Here is a 24,110-nt window from a genome sequence, read left to right as displayed (position 1 = left end):
GCTTCCTGACGTAAGGCAGATGGGTGTGAAGAACGAACGTAAAGTAGCCTTTCATGCGTATCACCGCTGGTGTTATTAGTTTTTGAGTATTTAACCTTAGTGCGAGCAGAGTTGAACCCGTAGCCACACCTGTCCACAGAAAAGCGTTTTAACTCTTGGCTGTACTGATAGCGGTGGTCTCAATGAACATGGAAGGTTCGGAAAGTGGCTTCGTTGGTGGGATAATAGCGGTGATCCTCACCGGGGCGATACTTTCGGTCATAGTCTCCGGCGGAAGTGCCTTCTCCAAACTCGCCTGGGTTATTTACCAGATTGGGATGGCGGGGATCTCTTTCGCGCTCCTCAACGAAGCCCTTGACTCCTCGAACTCAGACACTCTGAGGGCAGGATTGGTTATAGCTGGAGCGCTCGTCCTAGTCTTTGGTATTAGGATTCTGTGAAAGCTTTTAACCTACTACCCCAATTCTTTTCGGTGAGAGGATGAAGGAGGAGATGAGCAGTGTTGACATACGCTACGTTGTCAGAGAGCTTCAGTGGCTCGTTGGGGCACGAGTCGACAAGGTTTACCATGATAAAGATGAGATAAGGATAAAGCTCCGCACAAAGGAGGGAAGGACAGACCTCATCCTCCAGGCAGGAAGGCGGTTCCACCTCACGAGTTACGTTAAGGAGGCCCCGAAGAGTCCATCGAGCTTCACTATGCTCCTGAGAAAGCACCTCTCCGGCGGCTTCATCGACGCGATAGAACAGCACGGTTTCGACAGGATAGTCAAGGTTAGGATCGGAGACTACACCCTCATCGGTGAGCTTTTCAGGAGGGGAAACATAATCCTCGTTGATTCTGAGGACAAAATAGTCGCGGCCCTCCGCTACGAGGAATACAAGGATAGGAGGATAATGCCAAAGGCCGACTACCGGTATCCTCCGGCGAGGGAGAACCCGCTCGAGGTCTCGAAAGAGCGCTTCCTGGAGCTTATGCGGGAGGATGAGGGTTTAGAACTCGTCCGCGCCCTGGCGAGGAAGCTCAATATGGGCGGCATGTACGCGGAGGAGATTTCCATCAGGGGGGGCTTCGAGAAGACGACACCTGTTAAAGAGCTGAGCGACGACGACCTCCTGAGGGTTTATGAGGCAATGCTCAAGACTTTCAACGACGAACCGAAACCCAACATCGTCTTCAAGGACGGGAATATGCACGACGTAGTCCCGATAGAACTGAAAATCTACGATGGTCTTGAGAAGCACTATTTTAAAACCTTCAGCGAGGCCCTCGATGAGTACTTTGGCAGGATAACGATCGAGAAGGCGAGGGTAGAACAGACGAAGAGACTCGAATCAAAGAAGAGACAGCTCCTCACCACCCTGAAGAAGCAGGGGGAGATGCTGAAGGGCTTTGAAGAGGGTGCGAAGGTCAACCAAGAGGTAGGCGATTTAATCTACGCAAATTACTCCCTTATCGAAAGGCTCTTGGAGGAGTTTAGGAAGGCAACCGAAACCCTCGGCTGGGACGAGTTCAAGAAGAGAATTGGGGAGGGTAAAAAAGCAGGAAACAAGATAGCGCTCATGGTAAAGGATATCGATCCCAAGGAGAAGGCGATAACGGTAGAGCTTGAGGAGAAGAAAGTCAAACTGTATCTCAACAAGAGCATAGGTGAGAATGCGGAACTCTACTACGAGAAGGCCAAGAAGTTCCGTCACAAATACGAGGGAGCTTTGAAGGCATACGAAGATACCGAGAGAAAGCTCGACGAGGTTGAGGAACTCATCGAGGAGGAGATGAAGAAGGAGCTGAACGTAAGAAAAATCGAGCGAAGGAAGAAAAAATGGTTCGAGAAGTTTCGCTGGTTCGTTTCGAGCGAGGGATTCCTGGTTTTAGGCGGTAAGGACGCAACAACAAACGAAATCCTCATCAAGAGACACATGGATGAGAGCGACCTCTACTGCCATGCGGACGTTTATGGAGCACCACACGTCGTCATCAAAGACGGGCAGAGAGCCGGGGAGAAAACCATATTCGAGGCCTGTCAGTTCGCGGTTTCCATGAGCAAGGCATGGAATAGGGGAGTTTACAGCGAAGATGCCTACTGGGCGCTTCCGGAGCAGGTCACCAAGCAGACTCCGAGCGGTGAGTACCTCGACAAAGGGGCCTTCATGGTCTACGGGAAGAGGAACTGGATGAGGGGGCTCCCACTCAAGCTAGCGGTGGGCGTTATAAACTACGATGGTGAAGATTTCGTTGTCTGTGCCCCCGCCGATGCAATGAGAGCGCATACTGACAGGTACATCGTGATAAGGCCTGGCTCGCTTAAGAAGAGCGAACTCGTGAAGAAAATCCGGCGTATCCTTGAGGGATGGGGCCATACTATGAGAGAAGAGGATATAATGGCAGTTCTTCCGCCTGGGAACGGCGACGTTGTTGAGGTGGCCGGTTGACCCAAACCCTTTTATTTCTCTCCCCCTAGTGCCCATCATGTCCCTAGAGGAGCTTTACGCGATAGCACAGAGGGAACTCGCGAAGGATCTCGTTTTTGAGATAGACGGCGAACCCGTTACAGTATCGATACGCGGAATTTTGCTCGCAAGGGCAGGCTCAAAAACCTACAACTTTTCATTCTTCGAGCTGGGCGAGAGCGATTTTGCCTTAGCTGTGCAGATGAGGGGTTTCGTGGTCTACCTCGGACTGGAGGCCGATGAGGAGGTCGAGGAGGAGGCGCTGCCCGAGATGGTGAACATACTCCTGAGCGGGTTGACTCCAGCCATTGCGACGCTCATCACAATGGCAGAGAAATCTTACGGGGGAAAGGCCGACGTTCTGCTCGACGACGAGATGGGGCCTTCGCTCAAGGAGTTCTTCTATGACCTCTTGATGAAGCACCGGAAGGGAAGGGACCCCTACGAGCAGACGGAACTTGCTTAGGGGATAAACTCCAAGAGGACGATGGTAGTGAGCATCAGCACAAGCAGGGCGAACGTTCTCCGCGTGTAGAGCTTAGCCATCCGTTTCTCATAGTAGCTCCTTGGGGAGACGTTGAGGATGTAAAGCCCTATTAGGGAGTCGCTCAGCAGGCCGAGAACGTTCTCAACGGTGAGCATCAGCGAACCCCTAAGAACCGCCACCAACCCATCACGAGAGAGATCCCAACGACCGCCGTTGGGGGAACGAGGGCGGCCGCTATCGAAACGCCGGCCAGTATCTCGGGGATTCTACTCACTATTGCCACTATGCCCGCGTAGCCGAGGACGATGGCGATGAGGATGTAGACGATGCCGGAGTGGCCGCGGGGCAGTATCTCATGGGTCGGCCCAGGCATGGTTCCGGCGGCCTTGAGAAGAAGGGCGGTGAGTGTAGCCGAGAGGAGGATAACCCCTAGGAGCTTAAGAATTGAGAAAACCGCGTTAAGGGCGCCCTTACCCCTGCCCATAACCACGTTGAGGGAAAAGCCGTAGAGAGGCCCCAATATTGGGGAGAGAAGCATCGTGGAGATTATCATGACCACGCTGTTTGTAATCAGGCCGAAGAGCGCTATGATCGACGCAATGGCCCCGAAGGTGAGTTGAATTGGGTCAATCTCAGTGGAGGAGTTTGCATGCTCTATCAGGCCCTCAACGTCGGCGGCGCTCCAGCGGCGTCTGTACTTGGCCAGGGACTTGGCGGAGCTAGAGTACTTCACGGACTTGCCGCTAACCGGGAACCACACAACGGAGGAGTGACCTTTCCTGAGGTCTATCACCTTCATAAGCTCATCCGCAAGGTCGTTTATAACGAAGTCCGGGACAAGAGCCGTAAAGCGGAGAACGGACTTTCCATTACCAATTATTTCCTCGGAGTAGAACTGAACGCCCCATCTCTCCAGGACTTTCCCAATCGTATCACCTTCATCAACGCCGCAGTTGACCTCTAAACGGAGCATAGAAAGGCTAGGTGACTGTACTAATAACCCTTCCGGGGGTGAGACATATAAACCTCCTGGGAGTTAGCCGTTACGGGTGGTGGAATTGAGGAGGAGGCTGACGGCTGGAATATTAGTCGCAATTCTAATCGCGTCCCTCGCAACAGGCTGGTACTGGATGGAAAGACCCAAAGCACCCAAGAAGCCAGCGTTGTGGGGGCTGATCGATCCTCCTCTCAGCGAAAACCTGACGTGGATGGGAAAAGGAGACCTTCAGGTGGCCAATGCAACCCTTAAGGACGCAGCCGAGTTCTACGGGGACTTCGAAGGTCAGCTCATTGACCTCGGCTACTCCATGATGATGGGCAACTGGAGCAGTACGAAGTGTCAGTGGAGCATCTGGAACAGCGGGGTTCACAACAAAACCTACTACATCGCCTACGATGGAAGCAGGTTCCTGGCCATAAGGGGGAGATATCTCCAGGTTATGAAGAAGGCCGGGAAGGACTGGCTCTGTCAGGATCCCTCGAACGCCAGCCCGATAAGCGCGCCGTCGCCCGAAAGCGAGGCAAAGACAATGGGACTCAAACTTGGGGGCATATTCATGGCAACCAACGTTAGTATAGGGCCAGCTAACTGGAAGGGACCGATGCCCAACTGGTACCTCGGGAAGTTCTCCTTCAGGGTGAACATCGGAAAAGGGGTGGAAGTCTTAATCCTCACCTACACAAACAGGGCGCAGGCGGAATACGCAACGTACCAGATCGAGAGAAAAGACGGGTCCGTTAAGATACTAAAGGACTATGGGGTGCAGTACTGCAACCTCATCGTCCTCAAAGGAGCGCCGAATGACGTCAATACAGCGGCAGAAATAATCAAAAGAGGAAGCGGAGTGGAAGAACCCGGGAACTCAACCTCCCATTGATTTTTTCTTTGACATTTTGACAATCAGAGGCCGGTGTTCCGAACATAGCCGGCAGTTCGACAATTATCCCTGGGAAAGACTATTAAACCTCCACCACATCGGTTCTTCGATGCCCCATGACTGACAGGAGTGAGTGTTTTTGGTTATCCTGATGATACCCCTGAGAAGAGGTTTAGTCCATTGATTTTAGGGCGGGATTGCTTTTGGCACTGAGCTGAACAGGGGGGACTGTTTTTGGTCGCACCGTTCTTCCTCATGAACACTCCGGCTTAGTTCTCACGCTCATTATTCCCTCGCTTTTGGGATTTTCTAAAACCGTTAGTGCAAACTCGATTGAAAAGGAGGTGCTGGAATGAAAGCCGTTCTTCCCGATTCGAAGATACCAAAGAAGTGGTACAACATCCTGCCGAACCTTCCGGAGCCGTTGGCGCCGCCGCTCGATCCGGAGACGGACGAACCGATGGAGCCTGAGAAGCTCCTGAGGATTTTCGCGGGCGAGCTTGTGAAGCAGGAAATAAGCACGGAAAGATACATTGATATCCCAAAGGAGGTTCGCAAGCTTTACGCCAAGATCGGAAGGCCGACGCCACTCTTCAGGGCGACCAACCTCGAAAAGACCCTTGGAACGCCGGCGAAGATATACTTCAAGTACGAGGGCGCAACGGTAACCGGGAGCCACAAAATAAACACGGCCCTCGCTCAGGCGTACTACGCAAAGCAGCAGGGCGTTGAGAGGCTCGTCACCGAGACCGGCGCCGGCCAGTGGGGAACGGCTTTAAGCCTCGCGGGGGCACTTCTCGGCCTGAAGATCCGCGTTTACATGGCACGCGCCAGCTACCAGCAGAAGCCCTACAGGAAGACGATAATACGCCTATACGGCGCTGAAATCTATCCGAGCCCGAACGACAGGACAGGGATAGGACGGAAGTTCCTCACCGAAGATCCGAATCACCCAGGAGGACTTGGTGTAGCGATAAGTGAAGCTATAGAGGACGTTTTAATGGACGAGAAGGCCCGCTACGCCCTCGGAAGCGTCCTCAATCACGTGCTAATGCACCAGACGGTCATAGGATTGGAGGCGAAGGAACAGATGCGGGAGTTCGAGAAGCCGGACGTTATAATCGGCTGTGTAGGTGGTGGTAGCAACTTTGCCGGTTTGGCATATCCATTCGTGAAGGATGTCCTCGACGGCAAAGTCGAGTACGAGTTCATAGCGGTCGAGCCGAAAGCGGCCCCGAGCATGACGAGGGGCGTTTACAAGTACGACTTCGGCGATTCGGGCGGCTACACCCCGAAGATGAGGATGCACACCCTCGGCCACACCTACTACGTCCCGCCAATCCACGCTGGCGGACTGCGCTACCACGGCCTTGCCCCAACGCTCAGCGTCCTCATAAACCACGGAATCGTAAAGCCTGTCGCCTACCACCAGAATGAGGTCTTCCAAGCGGCGGAGCTGTTCGCCAAGACGGAAGGAATAATCCCGGCCCCGGAGAGCGCTCACGCGATAAAGGGGGCGATAGACAGGGCACTGAAGGCAAAGGAGGAAGGAAAGGAAGAGACCATACTCTTCAACCTCAGCGGGCACGGCCTCCTCGACTTGGGCGGCTACGAGGACTACTTAAATGGCAAGCTGGAGGACTACGAGCCGGACTACTTCCCTGCCTTAGAGGAGTGAGCTTTACTTTTCCCTCACTCCAGCCTTCCTAGAATCCCCCTCGGGTGGAAGTTCAAACTTGCCCTTGCCTCTGATAGCTCCATCCCCAGGTTTATCCCGAGGCTCATCAGATCCCTATGAGAGCGAACCTCCCACTTGTTCTCAGCGGAACTCGTTATAAAACGTGGAACCTTGTACTTCTTCACAAGCTGCCAGGTTTTGGTCATGAAGCGGAGGAGCTGAACCCTCTTGTAGGGGTTTGCCCCCAGGAGAGGAGAAAGGGAAAAGCCCACCGCAACATTCCTCCTCGCGGCTATTCCCGCTAAGATGTGGTCGAAGCCGGGATCTTTCCTCCCAAACCATGGGCTTATCAGGGCGTCAACACCCGCCTCAAGCGAGGCGCGGTTAACCCTCATGTCGCCACCCTGGACGTAAATCAGAGCTTTAAGACCGCGGTTCTTAACCTCCCTTATGAGACTCGGCTTCTTTGTGGCTATTAGGAGGGCGACTTTCCCGTAGGTCTCGCGGAGGGCATTTATTTGTTCCTTAAGAGCATCCCAGTCAGGCGACCTCTCAAGGACGAGTTTTTTGGTGAAGACAACCTCGTCAAACCACTCCTTAGCCAGTTCATAGGCCTCCTCACTTCTCACATCCATCTCGATGAAGTAATCGCGTGAGAAAGAGACCCCTTCTGCTTTAGGCATTTCAAGCCCCGTGCTCATTCCTCCAGCCACTCCTTAACCGCTTTGACAACGGCCTCCTTCCTCATAGGGAAGGCCTTGACCTTTATTCTGACCTGGATCACGTCCGGCCCCTCATCTATCTCAACGTCGCCGAGATGCGCCTTCTGCTTGTTGAAGCGGACATAGAAGGTCCCCTCCTCGTCGACCTTCTCGTCGAGGTGTTTCAGAAGGTAGTTCCTATCCTCCTCGCTCAGGAGTTCCTTGAAGTAGTTGATGAACTGCCTCACGGCTTTGCTCCTCTTTATCTCAACGTTGACAACCTTAATTGGATTGCCGAAGAATCCCCTCGTCTCGTCGATGTTAAAAATTGTATCCTCATCATCGATCTCCTCGGGGATGAACGTTGCTATTGCTTCGAGAACCTTGTCCTCATCTTCAGTGGCTTGGATGAACGTGGTAAGCCTGACGTAGTGTGCCCCCAGCTTTGCCATCTTTCTCACCGGAGTGAATTGGGAAGGTGATTTTAAAAGGTAATCCTCGAGAATCTGGCAGAAATCCATATCAAAAGCACAGGCAGTGTGTTAGAATAGGAGAAGATCGAGGGGCTTCACTTGCCCCTGCCCTTGTTGGCCCTTATGCTAGGCCTGATCTTCTCTGCTCCTTTGCCCTTGTTCCTCAGGCCGCGGCTCTTCCTTCCAGCTGAGGTGAGGCCTCTAAATACCCTCCCCTTGTGTGCCCTGCCAGCTATCCAGTTGATCTTCGGGTCCGCCTTGATGGTCGGGTGGTGCGGATCAACAAGAATGACCTCGAACCACCTGTACATACCGTCCTCTCCGACCCAGTAGCTGTTGAGAACCTCAAGGTTCGGGTACTTGCGGGCGGCCTTCTCCTCGGCTATCCACTGAAGGCTCTTCTTTGGCGAGTACTTAACCATACCCATCTTGCTCGGCTTCCTCGCGCCCTTCCACCTAGGTCTCTTCCTTCCGCCCTTTCTCACGCGGACACGAACTATTACATAACCCTGCTTGGCCTGGTAGCCGAGGCTCCTAGCGCGGTCAAGTCGGGTCGGCCTCTCGGCGCGGACGACGACCGGATCTCTCCTCCATTTTATCATCCTGACCTTGAGAAGGTCTCCAACGTAGCTCTTCTTCGGGCTTTTCCAGGCTTCCCTAATGTACTTGTACATACTCATCTCGTTCACCCCTTCCGTGCTTGTGGTTCTCCCTTACGGGAACATCCCGCGGGTTGACCCCGCCAGTCGAGCCGAGTTAGAGGTTGAGTTTTTAAGGGTTGCGGGATATGGGAGTACGGTGAAACACATGCGCCTTGAAAGGTTTATCTCCCTCATGAAGGGGCGCGGTTTCGACGGCGCTCTAATAAGCCCCGGGACGAACATGTACTACCTCACGGGACTGCAGGTACACGAAGCAGGGGAAAGATTGACCCTCTTAGTGACAGGCTCTGACGGGAGCTACCGCCTCCTTGCGCCGGGCTTATACAAGAACGTCGTGGGGAACTTTCCGGCCACATTCTGGCGCGATGGCGAAAACCCCTACGAGAAGCTCGCCTGGATACTAGCTGAATTCAAGCTTTCATCCGGAAAACTGCTCGTCGAAGACACAATGAGATCGGACTGGCTCATCAACATCCTGCGCATCTCCAACAGGGACTTTGAGTTCTACCCGCTCAGCTCAGTAATAAGGGAGCTTCGCATGAGGAAGGACGAACACGAGATAGAACTAATGAAGCACGCGGCCAAAGTAGTTGACAGGGTATTCGAAGAACTCCTCGGCTGGGAGCTCCTCGGAATGCGCGAGAGCGAGCTGGCTCTGAAGATGGAGCTAAGGATAAGGGAGCTTTCCGACGGGATATCCTTCGAGCCGATAGTGGCGAGCGGAGAGAACGCCGCTAATCCTCACCACGCCCCGGGGAAAAGAAGGCTGAGGAAGGGCGACCTCGTTATCCTCGACTACGGGGCAAAGTGGAGAGGCTACTGCTCTGACATGACGAGAACCATTGCTTTAGGAAAGCCAAACGAAAGACTGGTCGAGATATACAAGGTCGTAAAGGAAGCTCAAGAGGAGGCCTACAAGACAGTTAGGGTTGGGACAAAGGCGAAGGAGATAGATGGAGCGGCAAGAGAAACCATAGCAAAAGCCGGCTACGGCGAGTACTTCACCCATAGAACCGGGCATGGTCTTGGCCTGGATGTCCACGAGGAACCGTTCATCGGCCCCGACGGCGAAGTAACCTTGGAAAACGGCATGACCTTCACGATAGAGCCGGGCATCTACGTCCCCGGCCTCGGCGGCGTGAGGATAGAAGATGACATCGCTGTTATAGATGGAAGGGGGAAGAGGCTGACGAGGGCGGAGAGGGAGCTTATCATAGTCTAAGCGAGCAAAAACCTTAAATACCCAACCCCGTTACCCGTTCCGATGCCGATGAGGGGGGAGTGTCTTCTCCGTCGGAATCTCAGCGGTGTCTGATTTCACCGATAACCCCCCTACTCCTGAGTCCGACTCTTTTAAAGTTCATCTCTCTTTAAAGACTGGAAATCACGGCATAGGAGGTTTTAGGCATGACGGAACTTAACTTCAAGGCCATTGAGGAGAAGTGGCAAAAGAGGTGGCTTGAGGAGAAGATTTTCGAACCTGACAGGAACGCAAAACCGAAGGACAAGAAGTTCTACATAACAGTGGCTTTCCCATACCTTTCCGGTCACCTTCACGTGGGGCATGCAAGAACATACACGATTCCAGATGTTATCGCTAGGTTCAAGCGCATGCAGGGCTACAACGTCCTCTTCCCAATGGCGTGGCACATCACCGGCGCGCCGATAGTTGGAATAGCGGAGCGCATAAAGCAGCGCGACCCAAAGACCATCCACATCTACCGCGACGTCTACAAGGTTCCCGAGGAGATACTCTGGAAGTTCGAGGACCCTAGGGAGATAGTCAAGTACTTCATGAAGTCCGCGAAGGAGACCTTCATACGCGCCGGTTTCGGCGTTGACTGGACGCGCGAGTTCCACACTACAAGTCTCTTCCCTCCCTTCAGCAAGTTCATCGAGTGGCAGTTCTGGACGCTCAAAGACCTTGGATTGGTCGTCAAGGGTGCCCACCGCGTCCGCTGGGACCCAGTCGTCGGAACCGCCCTTGGAGACCACGACATAATGGAGGGTGAAGACGTCCAGATCCTGGACTACGTTATAATCAAGTTCATCCTCCAGGAAGACGGCGAGGAAATCTACATGCCAGCGGCGACGCTCAGGCCCGAGACGGTTTACGGCGTCACCAACATGTGGCTGAACCCGGAGGCAACATACGTTAAGGCGAAGGTCAGGCGCGGCGAGAATGTTGAGACCTGGATAGTCAGCAAGGAGGCCGCCTACAAGCTCTCCTTCCAGGACAAGGAGATTGAGGTAATCGAGGAGTTCAAGGGCGAGAGGCTTATTGGGAAATACGTCAAGAACCCTGTCACCGGAGATGAGGTCATAATCCTGCCGGCGGAGTTCGTTGACCCTGACAACGCGACTGGAGTCGTTATGAGCGTTCCGGCTCATGCGCCCTTCGACCACATCGCTCTGGAAGACCTGAAGAAGGAGACGGAGATACTCCTCAAGTACGAGGTAAACCCGAGGGTTGTGGAGGAGATAAGCTACATCTCGCTGATCAAGCTGGAGGGCTACGGGGACTTCCCGGCGGTTGAAGAGGTAGAGAGGCTCGGCGTGAAGAGCCAGAAGGACGTTGAGAAGCTCGAAGAAGCCACCAAGAACATCTACAAGGCCGAGTACCACAAAGGAGTCTTCAAGATAGAGCCCTACGCCGGCAAGCCCGTCCAGGAGGCTAAGGATCTGATAGCGAAGGAGCTCCAGGAGAAGGGCATAGCGGAGATAATGTACGAGTTCGCCGAGAAGCTGGTCATCTCGCGCTTCGGCAACCAGGCGGTCATCAAGATAATCCACGACCAGTGGTTCATCGACTACGGCAACCCCGAGTGGAAGAAGAAGGCGAGGGAAGCTTTAGCGAACATGACCATCTACCCTGAGAGCAGGCGCGCCCAGTTCGAGGCGATAATCGACTGGCTCGACAAGAAGGCCTGCGCGAGGAAAGTTGGTCTGGGAACCCCGCTCCCGTGGGACCCCGACTGGGTTATCGAGAGCCTGAGCGATTCAACGATATACATGGTCTACTACACGATAAGCAGGCACATGAACCGCCTTAGGAATGAGGGCAGGCTCGACCCCGAGAAGCTCGACAGGGACTTCTTCGACTACATCTTCCGCGAGGAGTTCAGCGAGGAAAAGGAGAAAGAACTGGCCGAGAAGACGGGGATTCCAGCGGAGACCATCCATGAGATGAAGGAGGAGTTCGAGTACTGGTACCCGCTCGACTGGCGCTGTTCGGCGAAAGACCTCATCCCGAACCACCTGACGTTCTTCATCTTCAACCACACCGCCATCTTCAGGAAAGAGCACTGGCCGAGGGGAATAGCGGTAAACGGCTTCGGAACGCTGGAAGGCACCAAGATGAGCAAGAGCAAGGGCAACGTGCTGAACTTTATAGATGCTATCGAGGAGAACGGTGCCGATGTGGTGAGACTCTACATAATGGGGTTGGCCGAGCACGACAGCGACTTCGACTGGCGCAGGAAGGAGGTCGGAAAGCTCCGCAGGCAGGTCGAGCGCTTCTACGAGCTGATAAGCGAGTTCTCAACCTATGAGGCTAAAGAAACCGAGCTGAAGGACATAGACCGCTGGATGCTTCACCGTCTGAACAAGGCCATCGAGAGAGCGACGAAGGCCCTCGAGGAGTTCAGGACGAGGACGGCGGTGCAGTGGGCGTTCTACACGGTGCTCAACGACCTGCGCTGGTACATGCGCAGAACCGAGGGCAGGGACGACGAAACGAAGCGCTATGTCCTGAGAAAGCTCGCCGAGGTCTGGGTCAGGCTCATGGCGCCGTTCACACCGCACATCAGTGAGGAACTCTGGGAGAAGCTCGGCGGGGAGGGCTTCGTCAGCCTGGCGAAGTGGCCCGAGCCGGTCGAGGAGTGGTGGAACGAGACCGTCGAGGCGGAGGAGCAGTTCGTCCAGTCCGTCATCGAGGACATCAAGGAGATTATCCACGTAGCTAAGCTCGAAGACGCCAAGAGGGCCTACCTCTACACTGCACCGGAGTGGAAGTGGCGCGTTGTTGAGATCGTGGCCGAGAAGAGGGACTTCAAGTCTGCTATGGGCGAACTGATGAAGGACCCCGAGATGAGGAAGCATGGCAAGGAGGTAAGCAGGCTCATCCAGAGGCTTATCAAGGAGAGGGCCTTCGACATGAAGCGCATCGACGAGGAGAAGGCCCTCAGAGAGGCGAAGGACTTCATGGAGAAGGAACTCGGCCTGGAGATAATCATCAACGCCGAAGAAGACAGGGGAGGAAAGAAGAAACAGGCAATGCCGCTGAAGCCGGCGGTGTTTGTGGAGTGAGGAACCTTTATTCTAATTTTTCTTTATCTGCCTATCAGCCACACTAAAATAAAGGCTATAACGCCAATTTCCCACATGATATCCAGTGGAAGATTTCTCTTGTATTTTGATTCCATATGCCTCAGGATGAACATCGACACCAGGTATAGAAAGACCAGAGAGTCTATTATCAAATGGTTCATTTATATTCCCCCTTTTAAGGTCTGATCAACATTGAGGGTACCAGCTTTATCTTTATTTCGTTATCATTATGAAAGCTTCTGCAATGTAAAAAAGAGAAAACACTCCAAACTTAGTTGTGTCATATTATCGTTGGGCCCCCTAGTATTTGCTCTATGTAGATTCCCTTGTTGCCTCCAAGATCATCAACCACCTTAATATAAGCCCCTGCTAGTATAAGCACTTCTGCGATTCCCAATAAAGTGCTTTCTGCGACTGTAATTCCGAGTCTCTCTAAAAATGCAACTAGTGCTGCTCTCCCTACTTTTGTCCCTCCCCCCGCGACTCCTATACCCATAAAATCCAAGAGCATCTGGGTTTCGTGTTCGTTTAGTACGAGTTTCCATCCCCACCAGTGATGGTAATAGTGCCACTGTGGGAGTATCCCAACTTTGGAGCCTCCCAACAGGGTATCAGGAGTGTAAGTGTTGGCACGATATTCAACAACATTTTTGGATACTACCTGTCTAAGAGTGTTTACGACTGTGGTACTGTAATACTCATAGTGGACTTTTCCATTTTCTACAGTCTTTACTGTGACTTGATATGGGGTGGCATTAATCACTAATGCCATTTCAGTAAATGATCTTTGTATGTCCCAACAATAATCCCCTTTGAAGTGTTTACAAAGAACACATACATCCCATTACTTTTAATTCCAGATATTGAGTTAATAAAGACGTTTTGCACCCCCAGTTTTTTGAAATCCTCCTGGGCAATGGACAGTATAAATTCTTTTTCAGTTTGACTTAGACGATAAAAAGTTAACACCAAGGGATTTTCCCGGATTTTGTGGCATTAATTGCAGTAGCACTTGCACTCCCGGCAGTCACACCAACCATCAGCAGTCCCACCAGGACCGCAAACAATGGCTTCCACTTCAAGGGGTTCACCCCCAGCAGATTTTGCAATCAATTTTAGGTCACTTTCTTTATAAATTTTACTATTAAAATTAGTATTTATGGGTATCGTTGAAGTAATTTTGTTAACCCTACTTTACCTTGGACTTTTTGAGAGAAATAGAGACCGGGTAAAGAAGTTGCATGGTTATGCAATCAGCAGAACAAATCAGGATTAAGTTGATCTCCCTTGGAAGAAACTCCTGCAAATCCAGAAATTCACTCCGCCATAAAATTCACTCCCACCTTATAAAACCCTTTCTCCGAAAACGCCTTAAAGAAAAGCCCTTTAGCATTTTCCGGTGTTTTCCATGCCGGTTAAAGGGGAGACATTTAAGAAAGACGTCCTCTCCAAAATCCCGCTCCGAGATGAACCGCCACTTCCTCCAAACTGGTTGCATGTGGAAATGCTCGAACGCTTCCGCGTCCTTCAGTTCGCACCAATAAAGCCCGGAATAAACATCCTCGAAATCGGCTGTGGCGCCCACGCCCTAACGACCATCCCCCTCGCCTATCTCGTCGGCGAAGCCGGCCGCGTCGTTGCCGTTGATAAATCGCGGTGGCGCTTCTTCGAGGAGATAACTTCAGTCACCGGCGTGAAACCTAGATTATCCCCCTAAAGCTCGACGCAAGGGAGCTTCCCTTCCCGTTTAAGGCCTTCGACCTGGCCGTCCTCGTTCACGGGATAAGGAGTCTGAAGAACGAGGAGACGATGATAAAAGTTATCTCAGAGATGCTCCGCGTTGCGGATATGGTCTTTATAGTCGAGAGCCTGCCCATAGCGAACAACGAGAAGCAAAAAGCTCACCTCGAACTCTACAACCTGCGCGAGGAAGTCTTTGAGGCGCTCTTCGGCGAGAAGGACGACCTGCATTATCCCACTCTTGGGAAACTCCAGAAACTCGTGGAAAAAGCCGGAGGAAGAGTAATCGAAAGCGGAACCTTTGAGCCGGGCCTTCCGCACTACTTAGCCTATATCCCGCGGGGATACGTGGAGGGGATAAAAGACGAGAAAAAGCGCGCCGAGCTCCTAAGAAGGTGGGATAAAGCCTACGGGAGGTGGAAGGAGGAGGTGGAGCATCCGCCGGTGGGATGGATTCTGACCGAAAAAGAAGGGTAAGGCTCAGAACTCCCTCTCCACAAGGAACTCGGCGAGTAACTCTAGATCCCTCCTCGCCTTGCTCTCCGGGAGGACTTTCAAAGCTTCGTTTGCTTCTCTGATGAGGTTCCTGGCGTATTCTGCCGCGTAGTATATGCTGCCGTACTTTTTGAGGAGTTCAATAGCCATTGCAACCTCCTCCTTGACCCCCTCGTCGTGTATCAGTGCATCGCCCTCCGCATCACCGGCGTACTTGCCGAAGACCTTCATAAACTCGGCCTTGTCTTCCTCGCTTGCGTTCTGGAAGAAGTGGCTCACTATGAGGGTCTTCTTGCCCTTCCTTACGTCGCTGCCGACGGGTTTGCCGAGCTTCTCCTCGTCGGCGATGAGGTCAAGCACGTCGTCCCATATCTGAAAGGCTATTCCAACGTTCATGCCCCACTTGGAGAGTGCCCCGATATACTCCTCATTGTCAGTACCCACTATAGCCCCTATCTCCGCCGAACCCTGGAATAGAGCACCGGTCTTTCCGCTTATCATCATGAGGTATTCGTCAACGGTAACCTCGCTCTTCGTCTCGAACTCTATGTCCAAGGCCTGGCCCTCGCAGAGAAGGTTTGAGGTCCTGACGAGGACGTCGAGGATTCTCGCCTTCTTTTCAGGGATTACTTCGGCCCTTGCCACCGCCTCAAAGGCCTTTGAAAACAACAGGTCGCCGGCGAGGATTGCGGTGTTAACACCCCAGACCTTGTGGACGGTTGGCCTCCCGCGCCTCAGCTCATCCATGTCCATTATGTCGTCGTGGACAAGGGAGTAGTTGTGGATGAACTCAACGGCGGCGGCAGGATAGAACGCCCTCTCAGGATCGCCGCCAACCGCCTCAGCGGCACGGAGGACGACAAAGGGACGAACCCTCTTGCCTCCCGCGAGCGGGTAGTGTCTGGCAGCTTTGTAGAGGTCAGCCGGCTCCTTCTCCGGAATGAGTTCCAGAATAATCCTGTCAACGTCCCTGGCTTTATCCTTAATCCTTGCGAACAGCTCATCGTACTTCATCCTATCACCCCGTGAACGTGAGAGCAACCCAAAGGGGAAAGCGGGTAAAAGTTTATCAGCTTTGCCCTTACTTACCAGGTATCTCAACGGTGTAGCCGTTCCTCGACACAAAGACGTCCCTGCCGATGAGGTAGCCCTCCTCCTCTGCCAGCTCGGCGTAGTGGGTGAGCATCCTGAACTCGCCGTGCGCTGGAACTATGTTCTCGGGGTTGAGCATCCTCAACAGGTAGCGGTGGTCTTCCCTGCTCGCGTGGCCGCTTACGTGGAGGTCCTTTATCATCCTGACACCCTTCATCTTGAGCTTCGTCTCCAGAACGTAGCGCTGTGCCCTGTTGAGCGGGTTCGGTATGGTTCCAGCCGAAAATACAACCGTATCGCGCTTGTCTATGTCGTAAAGATCACCGTTGGCCATCCTTGTGAGGACAGCCCCAGGCTCACCCTGATGGCCGGTGACGACGAGCAGGTAGTTCTCCCTCGCGCCCGAGACCTCAGCGAGGACCTTCTTTATCGCGTTGGGGCTTCTGACAGCTCTTGCCCCTTTCATCCGGATGAGGCCAAGCTGCTTCGCTATCCCCGTGTATTTGGCCAGCGAGCGGCCGACGAAAACCGCCTGCCTACCCATCCTGTTGGCTATCCAGATAAGCTCCTGAAGGCGCGCTATATGGGAGGCGAAGGTCGTCGCGATAAGGCCGTCCTCCTCCATTCCCTCGTAGAGGAAGAAGTCCTCGAGGAGCATTTGAGCTACCGCTTCACTCGGTGTTTTTGTCGGCTCCGCAACGCGCGTGGATTCCGATATGAGGACTTTGACGCCCTCCTTCCCGAGTTCCTTCAGGCGTTTGTAATCCGGCCTCTCACCAAGGGGGCTGTTGTTGTCGAACTTGAAGTCACCGGTGTGGACTACCGCGCCTTCAGGAGTGTGAACAACGACCATTGCCGCCTGCGGTATCGAGTGGGTCGTCTGGACGAACTCTATCGCGAGGTTCTCACTGACCTGGACTATTTCCCCGAACTGGGTCTCGTACATCGGGTTCTTGACCTCAAAGTACTTCTCGCTCTTGACCTCGCTCTTGGCGAGCTTCACCGTGTAGGGTGTGCCGTAAACCGGGACGTCAGGATAGTGGGGTGCGAGCTTCCCTATCGCCCCTATGTGATCGAGGTGGCCATGGGTGAAGGTTATGGCAACGACTTTCTTATTTTTCAGAATTGAATCGTCGGGAATGGCGCCGAGTTTCTGAAGTTCCTTCGTCGGAAACTCCTGGATGTTCACATCCTCATGGATCAGAACGCGATCGAGCCGTATACCCATGTCGATTATAACAATTTCCTCCCTGCCACCGTTGCTATAACCAACGGCCGTCATGTTCTTACCGACTTCCTCGTAGCCGCTGATGGTGTAAACCTTTATCATTCTCATTCCTCCTGCGCCCAGGCCTCTCCCGAGGCGTGGGGCTGCGTTGGTCTTAGTTGGTGCAGGGGGTTTAAAAAGGTGTGCATTTTGGAAAACCGCAATTCACCTACATGAACTTTCAAATTCGGCAAGTAGTCTTAGCACCACAGCATTGTATGGATTCACTCCTGTACGAATCAAAATTTCGTAGGTATCCTTAAACTGCCCTTTCCTAAGCTCGTCAAGGATTTCCAATGCTTTTTGAGGAGAAACACAGCAAAGAAGAGTATCTAATCTGGGCATTTTATCCGCCATGTTAAATACCTGAAGAATTTTCTTTTGGAGATACTTGCTGGATACAACCAAGATACTAGGTATTGGTCGGGATGACCTCAAAATTTTGTATATTCTACATTTAACCTCAGGTGGCAATTGACAATATGGAACCTTTTTAATGATCCTAACTACTTTTTCTCTTCTTGAACCTTTTCCCACATAAACCCTTTCATAGACATTTACATCACCGACCATTTGAACCAAGAGAACCGTTAAATAAGATTCCCCAAGGACATACCATGTGTTTTTGTCGGGATTCTCGATATCAATAACCCATGCGTACTCCTCATATTTTGGCCCCCTTCCTGAAAAAATTATACTAGATAAAAGTTTCTCATTATGATGGTGCCTAGATATCCAATACTTGCAGACATCAGTGGATTTCATATGAGTATCTCTTTTAAGGCATATTTCACAAGCGTTGAGATACCAAAAGCAACTCCCACAAGATTTCCCTTCAAAAATTTTAGGTAGACCATGCTCCCTGTAAAGCCGACGAATTTTTCCTCTCTCTTTACTTCCCATAGCCCCTCACCTGTTCTTCAGGTACACCCCCAAATCAATCCTCTGCTCAAGCCACTCCCTCGTGAAGCCCGTGACGATGATAGGAACCCTTCTGAGTTCCTCGACGTTCTTAGCCCCGACGAGGAACATGGTGTTCTTAATCTCCTCGATGTAGCGCTTCAGGATTTTTATGACGCCCTCGACATCGCCCTTAACTGCCGGCTTGAGCAGCGGGAGTGCCACTCCTGCAAAGGTCGCACCCATTGCCAGAGCCTTTGCCATCGTTATTCCATCGCGCATCCCGCCGGTCGCTATGATGGGCAACTCCGTCGAGTAGCGCACCTCAGCGACGCTTATGGCCGTCTTTATTCCCCAGTCCCAGAAGTGGAGGGCCAAGTCCTTTCCAATCTCGTCCTTAGCCCGGTAATATTCAACGGCACTCCAGCTCGTTCCACCTAGGCCACCGACGTCTATCGCATCGATCCCTATGCTCTCAAGTCTTATAGCTACCTCCATGGAGACGCCGGCACCTGTCTCCTTCGCTATTATCGGGTAGGGAAACTCTGACTTAAGCCCGGCCAAAGCTTTAAGAATGCCCTTGTACTGTGTGTCTCCCTCGGGCTGGACGCTCTCCTGGAGGGGGTTAAGGTGTATCGCCAGAGCATCGGCCTGAATGGTTTCCACGGCCTTTAGTGCCTCCTCGATGCCGTACCTTTCGGGTATGGTTTCAGAGAACTGCGGTGCCCCGAGGTTGCCAACGAGGAAGACGTCCGGAGCGACATCGCGCACGTAGTAGCTCTCCCATGTTTCCGGCTTCCTTATCATAGCTCTCTGGCTTCCAACGCCCATCGGGATGTTCAGCTCCTGCGCCGCCTGGGCGAGGGTTCTGTTTATCTTCCCGGCCAGCTGTGAACCTTTCGTCCCCCCGGTCATTCCTGCTATGAAAATCGGGTAGTCAAATCTTCTCCCGAGAAACTCGACGCTCAAATCAACCTCGTCCTTGTCCATCTCCGGCAGGCTCATGTGGACGAAGTGGACGTCTTCAAAACCGTTGCTCACGTGGGCCTGAACGTTTCTCTTCAAACAGTGCTCGATGTGCTCGAACTTCCTGATGACCGTGAGTTCCTCCCTGTCAAAGCCCTGCATTAACACCACCGGAAGGGAAAGGGCGGGGAAAGTTAAGAGGTTTTGGGTGGGCAGACGCTGACCTCCTCCCCATCGTGAACGACGAGGTTTGGCTTAACCCCTCACCCGTGGCGGGGAAGTTTTAGGGCATGGTCTCGTGCCCATTATCCCTATCGGCAAAGCGACTTGAATTATCGTTTAAAAGCCACCCACAGGTTTTAAACCCCGCTCGAAGGCGGCCTTTTGAAACCCCCAGAGAAAGATGACGAAGAGCACAACAAGGGCAGGTCCTGCATAACATGGCTACTGGAGCAATCAACACTCAAGGAAATAAAAAGGGTCTCTCTTTAAGGTCATAAAATCCGCGTCCCGAAACCGTCTCCCAGTATCGCTCCGCTCAGCCTGCCCGGAATCTTTCCGTTAATGAACCAGACCTCTGAGTGCTCCGCTATCTTTGCAGCTTCGCGGAGTTTGTTACAGATTCCACCGGTGACGTCGGTTCCGGTGGAAGTGCAGCTGAGTCTATCCAAGAGGTCGCTGATTTCGTCATGTTTGAGATTCTGGATCAGCTTTCCCACGCCCGGCCTCCCGTCGTAAACCCCGTCGACGTCCATGAGGAATACAACTTTCTCGGGCTTGAGCATCTTGGCGAGATAGGTAATGATCTGGTCGCCCGAGAGGATGTCCACACCCTTCGCGAGGTCTAGCGACACGTCGCCGAAGAGCACTGGGACGAAACGCAATTCAAGGAGCCGTTTAATGACTTCCAGATCGCCGTAAGTTACCTTCCCATTCTCGGTTATGAAGGTGGAGGAGGTAGAGACCGAAAACGCTGGAAGATTTTCGGCCACGAAAGCATTTATGAACTTTGCATTGGCCCTCAGCATCGCTTGGTGGGTGAGGGTGAAGCCTATCCTCCTACGGCTTGCGGACTCCCAGTCCGCGGGCAGACCTTCTCTTATGCCGTACTTCTTCGCCTCGGGATGACCAAAGCTCCCACCGCCATGGATGATGATGAAATCCGCATCTGGGTAGACACCGGCTATCTCCTTCGCTATGCCCCTGACGGTCTCCACGTTGAAGTTCTCTGGCGCTCCCGCTTTATCGCTGAAGACACTCCCACCGATTTTGACGATTATCATGGTACAACCACCTCTATGCGAAGCCCCTCGCGGCTTATCTCAGTTACCATCGGCGTTCCACCCGCGATAGTTATCGCCGTTGCCACTTCGCTCTGCTTTTCAGGAGCTAAGGCGTACATGCAACCGCCACCACCGGCACCGGTTATCTTGGCACCGAGGGCACCAGCGGTTCTGGCGGCGTACACAAGCTCGCTCAGCTTCTTGGTGGAGACGCCGAGGGCATCTAATAAACCATGGTTTATATTCATCAGTTCTCCAAGGCGACCGAGCTTCCACCTTCCATCCTCCCCCAAGAGGAGGGTTTCCCTGGCCTTCTCAACGACCTTGCCCATGGCTGCTAGAATGGGTTCGATTATGTCGGGTATATCCTCATAGGTATCGCGTACCATCGCCACAAGCTCCTTCGTCGAGCCGCTCGAACCGGTGTAGCCAACAACCACCGGCAGGTTGACAAATGGAAGATGCTCGAATTTGCCATTCTCGTAGTGGATGAAGCCGCCTAGGGCCGAAACCGTTGGGTCTATACCGCTCGAGACCCCCTGAACGAGAAGCTCAACCCTGTGGCCGAGCCTGGCAATCTCCTCGTTGCTCAGCTCAAGGCCGAGCAGTTTTGAAACGGCCCCTATCGTTGAAACCGCAACCGCCGCCGATGAGCCAAGGCCTGCCCCGACCGGTATCTGAGAGGTTATTGAGACGGTGATTCCCCTCCCGTTCGCATCGGCCTCATCTCTCACCAGCTCTATTGCCTGACGGACGTAGCTGAGGACTTCCGCCGCTTTTCCGTAGTCGCTCTCGAAGTAAATCTCATTCTCAGAGAAGGAGACTATAAGCCCGGGGGTCTTTATGTCCTTCGCTTCTATCTTTATCCTGCCTGAATTGTTGAACTCTGCTCTTACGTAGGTTCTGAGGTTTATCGCGGCCGCTATGGCAGGTTTTCCGTAGACGACGCTGTGCTCGCCGAAGAGGATAATTTTAGCGGGTGCAGAGGCTAAAACCTTCATCTCACCACCGCTAAAACTTAAATGATCATAATATAAATATTACATAAACCCCAGCCGGGTGCCGAGCCTGAAAAATAATCGATTTGAGCGAGGAGTCTGTAAAACTACATCACAAAGCTTAAAGGCATTTTGACAGTTTTGGTAGTAAACTATTTAAACCAAGGACTGAATATTTTTATAGTAACAAAAAGGGACTAAAAAGGGTGATAACCATGGTAACGAACCTACAAGGGATAGCCCAAAAGGCCAAACACATGAGTGTTGATGAGGTTTTAAAGTACCTGGAAGTTGATCCGAAGAGGGGTCTAAGCGAGGAAGAGGCCAAGCGCCGTCTCAAAGAGGTAGGCCCCAACGAGATTCCAGAGAAGAAGGTCAGTCCCCTCCGGAAGTTTCTATCCTACTTCTGGGGACCGATACCCTGGATGATAGAGGCGGCCGCGATCCTATCAGCCATAGTCCAACACTGGGAGGATTTCGCAATAATTACGAGCCTCCTGATAATCAATGCGGTCGTTGGCTTCTGGCAGGAGCACAAGGCCGAGAACATCATGGAGTACCTGAAGGAGAAGCTAACAATAGAGTCAAGGGTCTTCAGGGATGGGAAGTGGAAAACGGTACCCGCCAGGGAACTCGTTCCAGGGGATATAATCCGCGTCAGGATGGGTGACATAATCCCGGCCGACGTCAAACTCATTGAAGGGGACTTCATAACAGTGGACGAATCCGCACTCACCGGTGAAAGCGTCCCAGTAACGAAAAAGGCCGGCGAAATGATATACAGCGGCACGATAGTCAAGAGGGGGGAGATGACCGGTGTTGTCGTGGCAACTGGTCTGAACACCTACTTCGGAAGAACAGTCCAGCTCGTTGAGTCGGCCAGAACGGTCAGCGAATACCAGAAGCTTGTCATAAACATCGGAAACTACCTGATAGCCCTCAGCCTTATAATGGTTACGATAATGTTCCTCGTCGAGCTGCACCGCGGCAAGCCGATAATAGAACTCCTCCGCTTTGCCCTCGTCTTAACGGTTGCGGCAATTCCAGCGGCTTTGCCCGCTGTTATGAGCATAACGATGGCGATAGGTGCCTATGAGCTGGCCAAGAGGCAGGCCATAGTCACAAAGTTGGTGGCCATAGAGGAGCTGGCGGCGGTCGATGCACTCTGCGCCGACAAGACCGGAACCTTAACGAAGAACCAGCTAACGGTTGATGACCCAATTTCATGGAACAACTTTAGCGTGGATGATATGTTATTCTACGCCTCCCTGGCCAGCAAGGAGGAGAACAAGGACCCGATAGATCTGGCAATAATAAGGTCCGTGAAGGACAAGGAAAAACTGAAATCGTGCAAACAGGTGAAGTTCGTTCCCTTCGACCCGGTGATAAAGCACACCGAGGCTGAAGTTGAGTGCGATGGGAAGAGGTTCAGAACCGCCAAGGGCGCACCACAGGTCATACTCGACATGGTGAACGCGGACGAGGGATTGAGGAAGGAGGTAACGGAGAAGGTCGACGAACTGGCCAGGAAGGGGTATAGAACCCTCGGTGTGGCGGTGGACTTCGGCGATGGCTGGAAGTTCGTTGGACTGATACCTCTCTTCGACCCGCCCAGGGACGATTCAGCGAACACCGTCAAGTTCCTGCAGAGGAACGGCATAAGGGTGAGGATGATAACCGGTGACCACATTGCGATAGCGAAGCAGATAGCGAAAATGCTTGGCATTGGAAAGAAAATCTACACGGCAGACCAGCTTGACAAGGCAACGGGACACGAGCTCACCCAGCTCTGCGAGGACGCGGACGGCTTTGCCCAGGTCTATCCTGAGCACAAGTTCAAGATAGTCAAGGCTCTTCAGGAGGCCGGTCACAAAGTTGCCATGACCGGTGACGGTGTGAACGACGCCCCGGCGCTCAAGCAGGCTGACGTGGGGATAGCAGTTTCAGGTGCAACGGACGCCGCCAGAGCCGCAGCGGACATAGCCCTTCTAGCCTCGGGGATAGGCGTCATAAAGAACGCTATCGTCGAGGCCAGGAAGATATTCCAGAGGATGTACAGTTACGTCCTCTACCGCATAACCGAGACGATAAGGGTTCTGTTCTTCATAACGCTTAGCATACTGGCCTACAACTTCTACCCAGTAACGGCAGTCATGATAATCCTCCTAGCCCTTCTCAACGACCTGCCGATAATCACCATAGCCTACGACAACGTCAAAATCAACCGCTGGCCCGAGAAGTGGAACATACGCGAGATACTAACGGTCTCGACGATAATAGGAACCATGGGCGTCGTAGAAACCTTCCTCCTGCTCTGGTTACTTATAAACTACTTCAAAGTACCCTACACCACTGCCACCGGACTGGCAGTGCTCCAGAGCATGATATTCCTGAAGCTGGCCGTGGCAGGACACCTGACTATATTCGTCACGAGGACGAGGGGACCGTTCTGGAGTATAATACCAGGCAAGTGGCTCTTCTGGAGTGCCGTTGGAACAAAGTTGCTGGCAACGCTCATAGCCGTCTACGGCTGGGGTGTCTCGGCAATAGGCTGGAAGTATGCAGCAATTATCTGGGTTTACTGCCTCGTCTGGTTCCTCATAGAGGATGTGACCAAGAGGGCCGCTTACAAGTTCTTCAGCTGGGAAGTGGAACACCAGCACCACAAGGCGGCCTTCTGATTTAGTTTCCCTTTTCTTTAATTTTCTGAT

The 24,110-nt window shown here is 52.8% G+C and carries 22 protein-coding genes; 10 read left to right on the top strand and 12 right to left on the bottom strand.

Features of this window, described 5'->3' with window-relative positions; all coding sequences use genetic code 11:
• Positions 1–155 precede the first annotated feature (155 nt).
• From MV421_RS02945 to MV421_RS02935, 3 genes are read left to right on the top strand one after another with little or no spacing between them, the layout of a single operon-like run.
• Positions 156–440: a hypothetical protein gene (locus MV421_RS02945; protein ID WP_297517800.1), complete on the top strand. Its 285-nt coding sequence runs from the start codon at positions 156–158 to the stop codon at positions 438–440.
• 40 nt (positions 441–480) lie between these two features.
• Positions 481–2,433, top strand: coding sequence for a ribosome rescue protein RqcH (gene rqcH / locus MV421_RS02940; protein WP_297421609.1), 1,953 nt, complete (start codon positions 481–483; stop codon positions 2,431–2,433).
• Between the two features lie 37 nt (positions 2,434–2,470).
• Positions 2,471–2,917 carry a hypothetical protein gene (locus MV421_RS02935; RefSeq protein WP_297421611.1) on the top strand — a complete coding sequence of 149 codons (447 nt, stop codon included), beginning with the start codon at positions 2,471–2,473 and terminating at the stop codon, positions 2,915–2,917.
• Here the strand turns inward: MV421_RS02935 and MV421_RS02930 are convergent.
• Together MV421_RS02930 and MV421_RS02925 are read right to left on the bottom strand one after the other, a co-directional pair.
• A complete protein-coding gene (locus MV421_RS02930; protein WP_297421613.1) occupies positions 2,914–3,093 on the bottom strand; it encodes a hypothetical protein in 180 nt (59 codons plus the stop codon). The genes MV421_RS02935 and MV421_RS02930 overlap by 4 nt on opposite strands.
• Entirely contained in the window at positions 3,093–3,911 is an 819-nt protein-coding gene (locus MV421_RS02925) for a TIGR00341 family protein (RefSeq protein ID WP_297421615.1), read from the bottom strand. Before MV421_RS02925 ends, MV421_RS02930 begins: the two co-directional genes overlap by 1 nt.
• A gap of 79 nt (positions 3,912–3,990) precedes the next feature.
• Between MV421_RS02925 and MV421_RS02920 the strand changes: the two genes are divergently transcribed.
• Together MV421_RS02920 and MV421_RS02915 are read left to right on the top strand one after the other, a co-directional pair.
• Positions 3,991–4,815 (top strand): hypothetical protein, encoded by an 825-nt coding sequence (locus MV421_RS02920; protein WP_297421617.1) that lies wholly within the window; start codon positions 3,991–3,993, stop codon positions 4,813–4,815.
• A gap of 352 nt (positions 4,816–5,167) precedes the next feature.
• Complete coding sequence (locus MV421_RS02915; RefSeq protein WP_297421619.1) at positions 5,168–6,493, top strand: TrpB-like pyridoxal phosphate-dependent enzyme; 1,326 nt, start codon at positions 5,168–5,170, stop codon at positions 6,491–6,493.
• 14 nt (positions 6,494–6,507) lie between these two features.
• On the opposite strand, the gene MV421_RS02910 is transcribed toward MV421_RS02915, so the two are convergent.
• The 3 genes from MV421_RS02910 to MV421_RS02900 form a co-directional block, all read right to left on the bottom strand.
• Positions 6,508–7,176 carry a Ribonuclease P protein component 3 gene (locus tag MV421_RS02910; RefSeq protein WP_297421634.1) on the bottom strand — a complete coding sequence of 223 codons (669 nt, stop codon included), beginning with the start codon at positions 7,174–7,176 and terminating at the stop codon, positions 6,508–6,510.
• A gap of 14 nt (positions 7,177–7,190) precedes the next feature.
• A complete protein-coding gene (locus MV421_RS02905) occupies positions 7,191–7,646 on the bottom strand; it encodes an RNA-binding protein (RefSeq protein WP_297421636.1) in 456 nt (151 codons plus the stop codon).
• 116 nt (positions 7,647–7,762) lie between these two features.
• Positions 7,763–8,347, bottom strand: a complete 585-nt coding sequence (locus tag MV421_RS02900) for a 50S ribosomal protein L15e (protein WP_297421621.1) — start codon at positions 8,345–8,347, stop codon at positions 7,763–7,765.
• A 127-nt stretch (positions 8,348–8,474) separates the two neighbouring features.
• Between MV421_RS02900 and MV421_RS02895 the strand changes: the two genes are divergently transcribed.
• Complete coding sequence (locus MV421_RS02895; protein ID WP_297421638.1) at positions 8,475–9,551, top strand: Xaa-Pro peptidase family protein; 1,077 nt, start codon at positions 8,475–8,477, stop codon at positions 9,549–9,551.
• A 185-nt stretch (positions 9,552–9,736) separates the two neighbouring features.
• Entirely contained in the window at positions 9,737–12,637 is a 2,901-nt protein-coding gene (leuS, locus tag MV421_RS02890) for a leucine--tRNA ligase (RefSeq protein WP_297517797.1), read from the top strand.
• Between the two features lie 301 nt (positions 12,638–12,938).
• Here leuS and MV421_RS02885 read toward each other — a convergent pair whose 3' ends face one another.
• Positions 12,939–13,430 (bottom strand): hypothetical protein, encoded by a 492-nt coding sequence (locus MV421_RS02885; RefSeq protein ID WP_297503276.1) that lies wholly within the window; start codon positions 13,428–13,430, stop codon positions 12,939–12,941.
• A 636-nt stretch (positions 13,431–14,066) separates the two neighbouring features.
• Here MV421_RS02885 and MV421_RS02880 point away from each other — a divergent pair.
• Both MV421_RS02880 and MV421_RS02875 read left to right on the top strand, forming a co-directional pair.
• Positions 14,067–14,375, top strand: coding sequence for a hypothetical protein (locus MV421_RS02880; RefSeq protein ID WP_297503280.1), 309 nt, complete (start codon positions 14,067–14,069; stop codon positions 14,373–14,375).
• A 92-nt stretch (positions 14,376–14,467) separates the two neighbouring features.
• Entirely contained in the window at positions 14,468–14,875 is a 408-nt protein-coding gene (locus MV421_RS02875; RefSeq protein ID WP_297517794.1) for a hypothetical protein, read from the top strand.
• 3 nt (positions 14,876–14,878) lie between these two features.
• Here the strand turns inward: MV421_RS02875 and MV421_RS02870 are convergent, their stop codons facing one another.
• From MV421_RS02870 to MV421_RS02845, 6 genes are all read right to left on the bottom strand, one after another.
• Positions 14,879–15,907 carry a polyprenyl synthetase family protein gene (locus MV421_RS02870; RefSeq protein WP_297418193.1) on the bottom strand — a complete coding sequence of 343 codons (1,029 nt, stop codon included), beginning with the start codon at positions 15,905–15,907 and terminating at the stop codon, positions 14,879–14,881.
• 67 nt (positions 15,908–15,974) lie between these two features.
• Positions 15,975–17,315: an RNase J family beta-CASP ribonuclease gene (locus MV421_RS02865; RefSeq protein ID WP_297418239.1), complete on the bottom strand. Its 1,341-nt coding sequence runs from the start codon at positions 17,313–17,315 to the stop codon at positions 15,975–15,977.
• A 102-nt stretch (positions 17,316–17,417) separates the two neighbouring features.
• Positions 17,418–18,155, bottom strand: a complete 738-nt coding sequence (locus tag MV421_RS02860) for a DUF655 domain-containing protein (protein WP_297418196.1) — start codon at positions 18,153–18,155, stop codon at positions 17,418–17,420.
• A gap of 6 nt (positions 18,156–18,161) precedes the next feature.
• Positions 18,162–19,280, bottom strand: a complete 1,119-nt coding sequence (fni, locus tag MV421_RS02855; RefSeq protein ID WP_297418242.1) for a type 2 isopentenyl-diphosphate Delta-isomerase — start codon at positions 19,278–19,280, stop codon at positions 18,162–18,164.
• A gap of 332 nt (positions 19,281–19,612) precedes the next feature.
• Positions 19,613–20,401, bottom strand: coding sequence for an isopentenyl phosphate kinase (locus MV421_RS02850; RefSeq protein ID WP_297418199.1), 789 nt, complete (start codon positions 20,399–20,401; stop codon positions 19,613–19,615).
• Complete coding sequence (locus MV421_RS02845) at positions 20,398–21,402, bottom strand: mevalonate kinase (RefSeq protein WP_297418201.1); 1,005 nt, start codon at positions 21,400–21,402, stop codon at positions 20,398–20,400. The genes MV421_RS02850 and MV421_RS02845 overlap by 4 nt, the downstream gene beginning before the upstream one ends.
• Before the next feature lie 212 nt (positions 21,403–21,614).
• Here MV421_RS02845 and MV421_RS02840 point away from each other — a divergent pair, with 212 nt between their 5' ends.
• Entirely contained in the window at positions 21,615–24,080 is a 2,466-nt protein-coding gene (locus MV421_RS02840; RefSeq protein ID WP_297418245.1) for a plasma-membrane proton-efflux P-type ATPase, read from the top strand.
• Positions 24,081–24,110 lie beyond the last annotated feature (30 nt).

The organism is Thermococcus sp., from assembly GCF_027023865.1.
In the GTDB taxonomy this organism is placed as follows: domain Archaea; phylum Methanobacteriota_B; class Thermococci; order Thermococcales; family Thermococcaceae; genus Thermococcus.
The sequence above is the reverse complement of the archived record's forward strand: the minus strand, read 5'-3'. Positions and strand labels throughout refer to the sequence as shown.

What these genes read in the sequence shown, in the direction of transcription:
- rqcH (WP_297421609.1), top strand. Translation starts at nt 481, where the DNA reads ATGAAGGAGGAGATGAGCAGTGTTGACATACGCTACGTTGTCAGAGAG.
- MV421_RS02935 (WP_297421611.1), top strand. Translation starts at nt 2,471, where the DNA reads ATGTCCCTAGAGGAGCTTTACGCGATAGCACAGAGGGAACTCGCGAAG.
- MV421_RS02930 (WP_297421613.1), bottom strand. Translation starts at nt 3,093, where the DNA reads ATGCTCACCGTTGAGAACGTTCTCGGCCTGCTGAGCGACTCCCTAATA.
- MV421_RS02925 (WP_297421615.1), bottom strand. Translation starts at nt 3,911, where the DNA reads ATGCTCCGTTTAGAGGTCAACTGCGGCGTTGATGAAGGTGATACGATT.
- MV421_RS02915 (WP_297421619.1), top strand. Translation starts at nt 5,168, where the DNA reads ATGAAAGCCGTTCTTCCCGATTCGAAGATACCAAAGAAGTGGTACAAC.
- MV421_RS02910 (WP_297421634.1), bottom strand. Translation starts at nt 7,176, where the DNA reads ATGCCTAAAGCAGAAGGGGTCTCTTTCTCACGCGATTACTTCATCGAG.
- MV421_RS02905 (WP_297421636.1), bottom strand. Translation starts at nt 7,646, where the DNA reads ATGGCAAAGCTGGGGGCACACTACGTCAGGCTTACCACGTTCATCCAA.
- MV421_RS02900 (WP_297421621.1), bottom strand. Translation starts at nt 8,347, where the DNA reads ATGAGTATGTACAAGTACATTAGGGAAGCCTGGAAAAGCCCGAAGAAG.
- MV421_RS02895 (WP_297421638.1), top strand. Translation starts at nt 8,475, where the DNA reads ATGCGCCTTGAAAGGTTTATCTCCCTCATGAAGGGGCGCGGTTTCGAC.
- leuS (WP_297517797.1), top strand. Translation starts at nt 9,737, where the DNA reads ATGACGGAACTTAACTTCAAGGCCATTGAGGAGAAGTGGCAAAAGAGG.
- MV421_RS02885 (WP_297503276.1), bottom strand. Translation starts at nt 13,430, where the DNA reads ATGGCATTAGTGATTAATGCCACCCCATATCAAGTCACAGTAAAGACT.
- MV421_RS02880 (WP_297503280.1), top strand. Translation starts at nt 14,067, where the DNA reads ATGCCGGTTAAAGGGGAGACATTTAAGAAAGACGTCCTCTCCAAAATC.
- MV421_RS02875 (WP_297517794.1), top strand. Translation starts at nt 14,468, where the DNA reads ATGATAAAAGTTATCTCAGAGATGCTCCGCGTTGCGGATATGGTCTTT.
- MV421_RS02870 (WP_297418193.1), bottom strand. Translation starts at nt 15,907, where the DNA reads ATGAAGTACGATGAGCTGTTCGCAAGGATTAAGGATAAAGCCAGGGAC.
- MV421_RS02865 (WP_297418239.1), bottom strand. Translation starts at nt 17,315, where the DNA reads ATGATAAAGGTTTACACCATCAGCGGCTACGAGGAAGTCGGTAAGAAC.
- MV421_RS02860 (WP_297418196.1), bottom strand. Translation starts at nt 18,155, where the DNA reads ATGGGAAGTAAAGAGAGAGGAAAAATTCGTCGGCTTTACAGGGAGCAT.
- fni (WP_297418242.1), bottom strand. Translation starts at nt 19,280, where the DNA reads ATGCAGGGCTTTGACAGGGAGGAACTCACGGTCATCAGGAAGTTCGAG.
- MV421_RS02850 (WP_297418199.1), bottom strand. Translation starts at nt 20,401, where the DNA reads ATGATAATCGTCAAAATCGGTGGGAGTGTCTTCAGCGATAAAGCGGGA.
- MV421_RS02845 (WP_297418201.1), bottom strand. Translation starts at nt 21,402, where the DNA reads ATGAAGGTTTTAGCCTCTGCACCCGCTAAAATTATCCTCTTCGGCGAG.
- MV421_RS02840 (WP_297418245.1), top strand. Translation starts at nt 21,615, where the DNA reads ATGGTAACGAACCTACAAGGGATAGCCCAAAAGGCCAAACACATGAGT.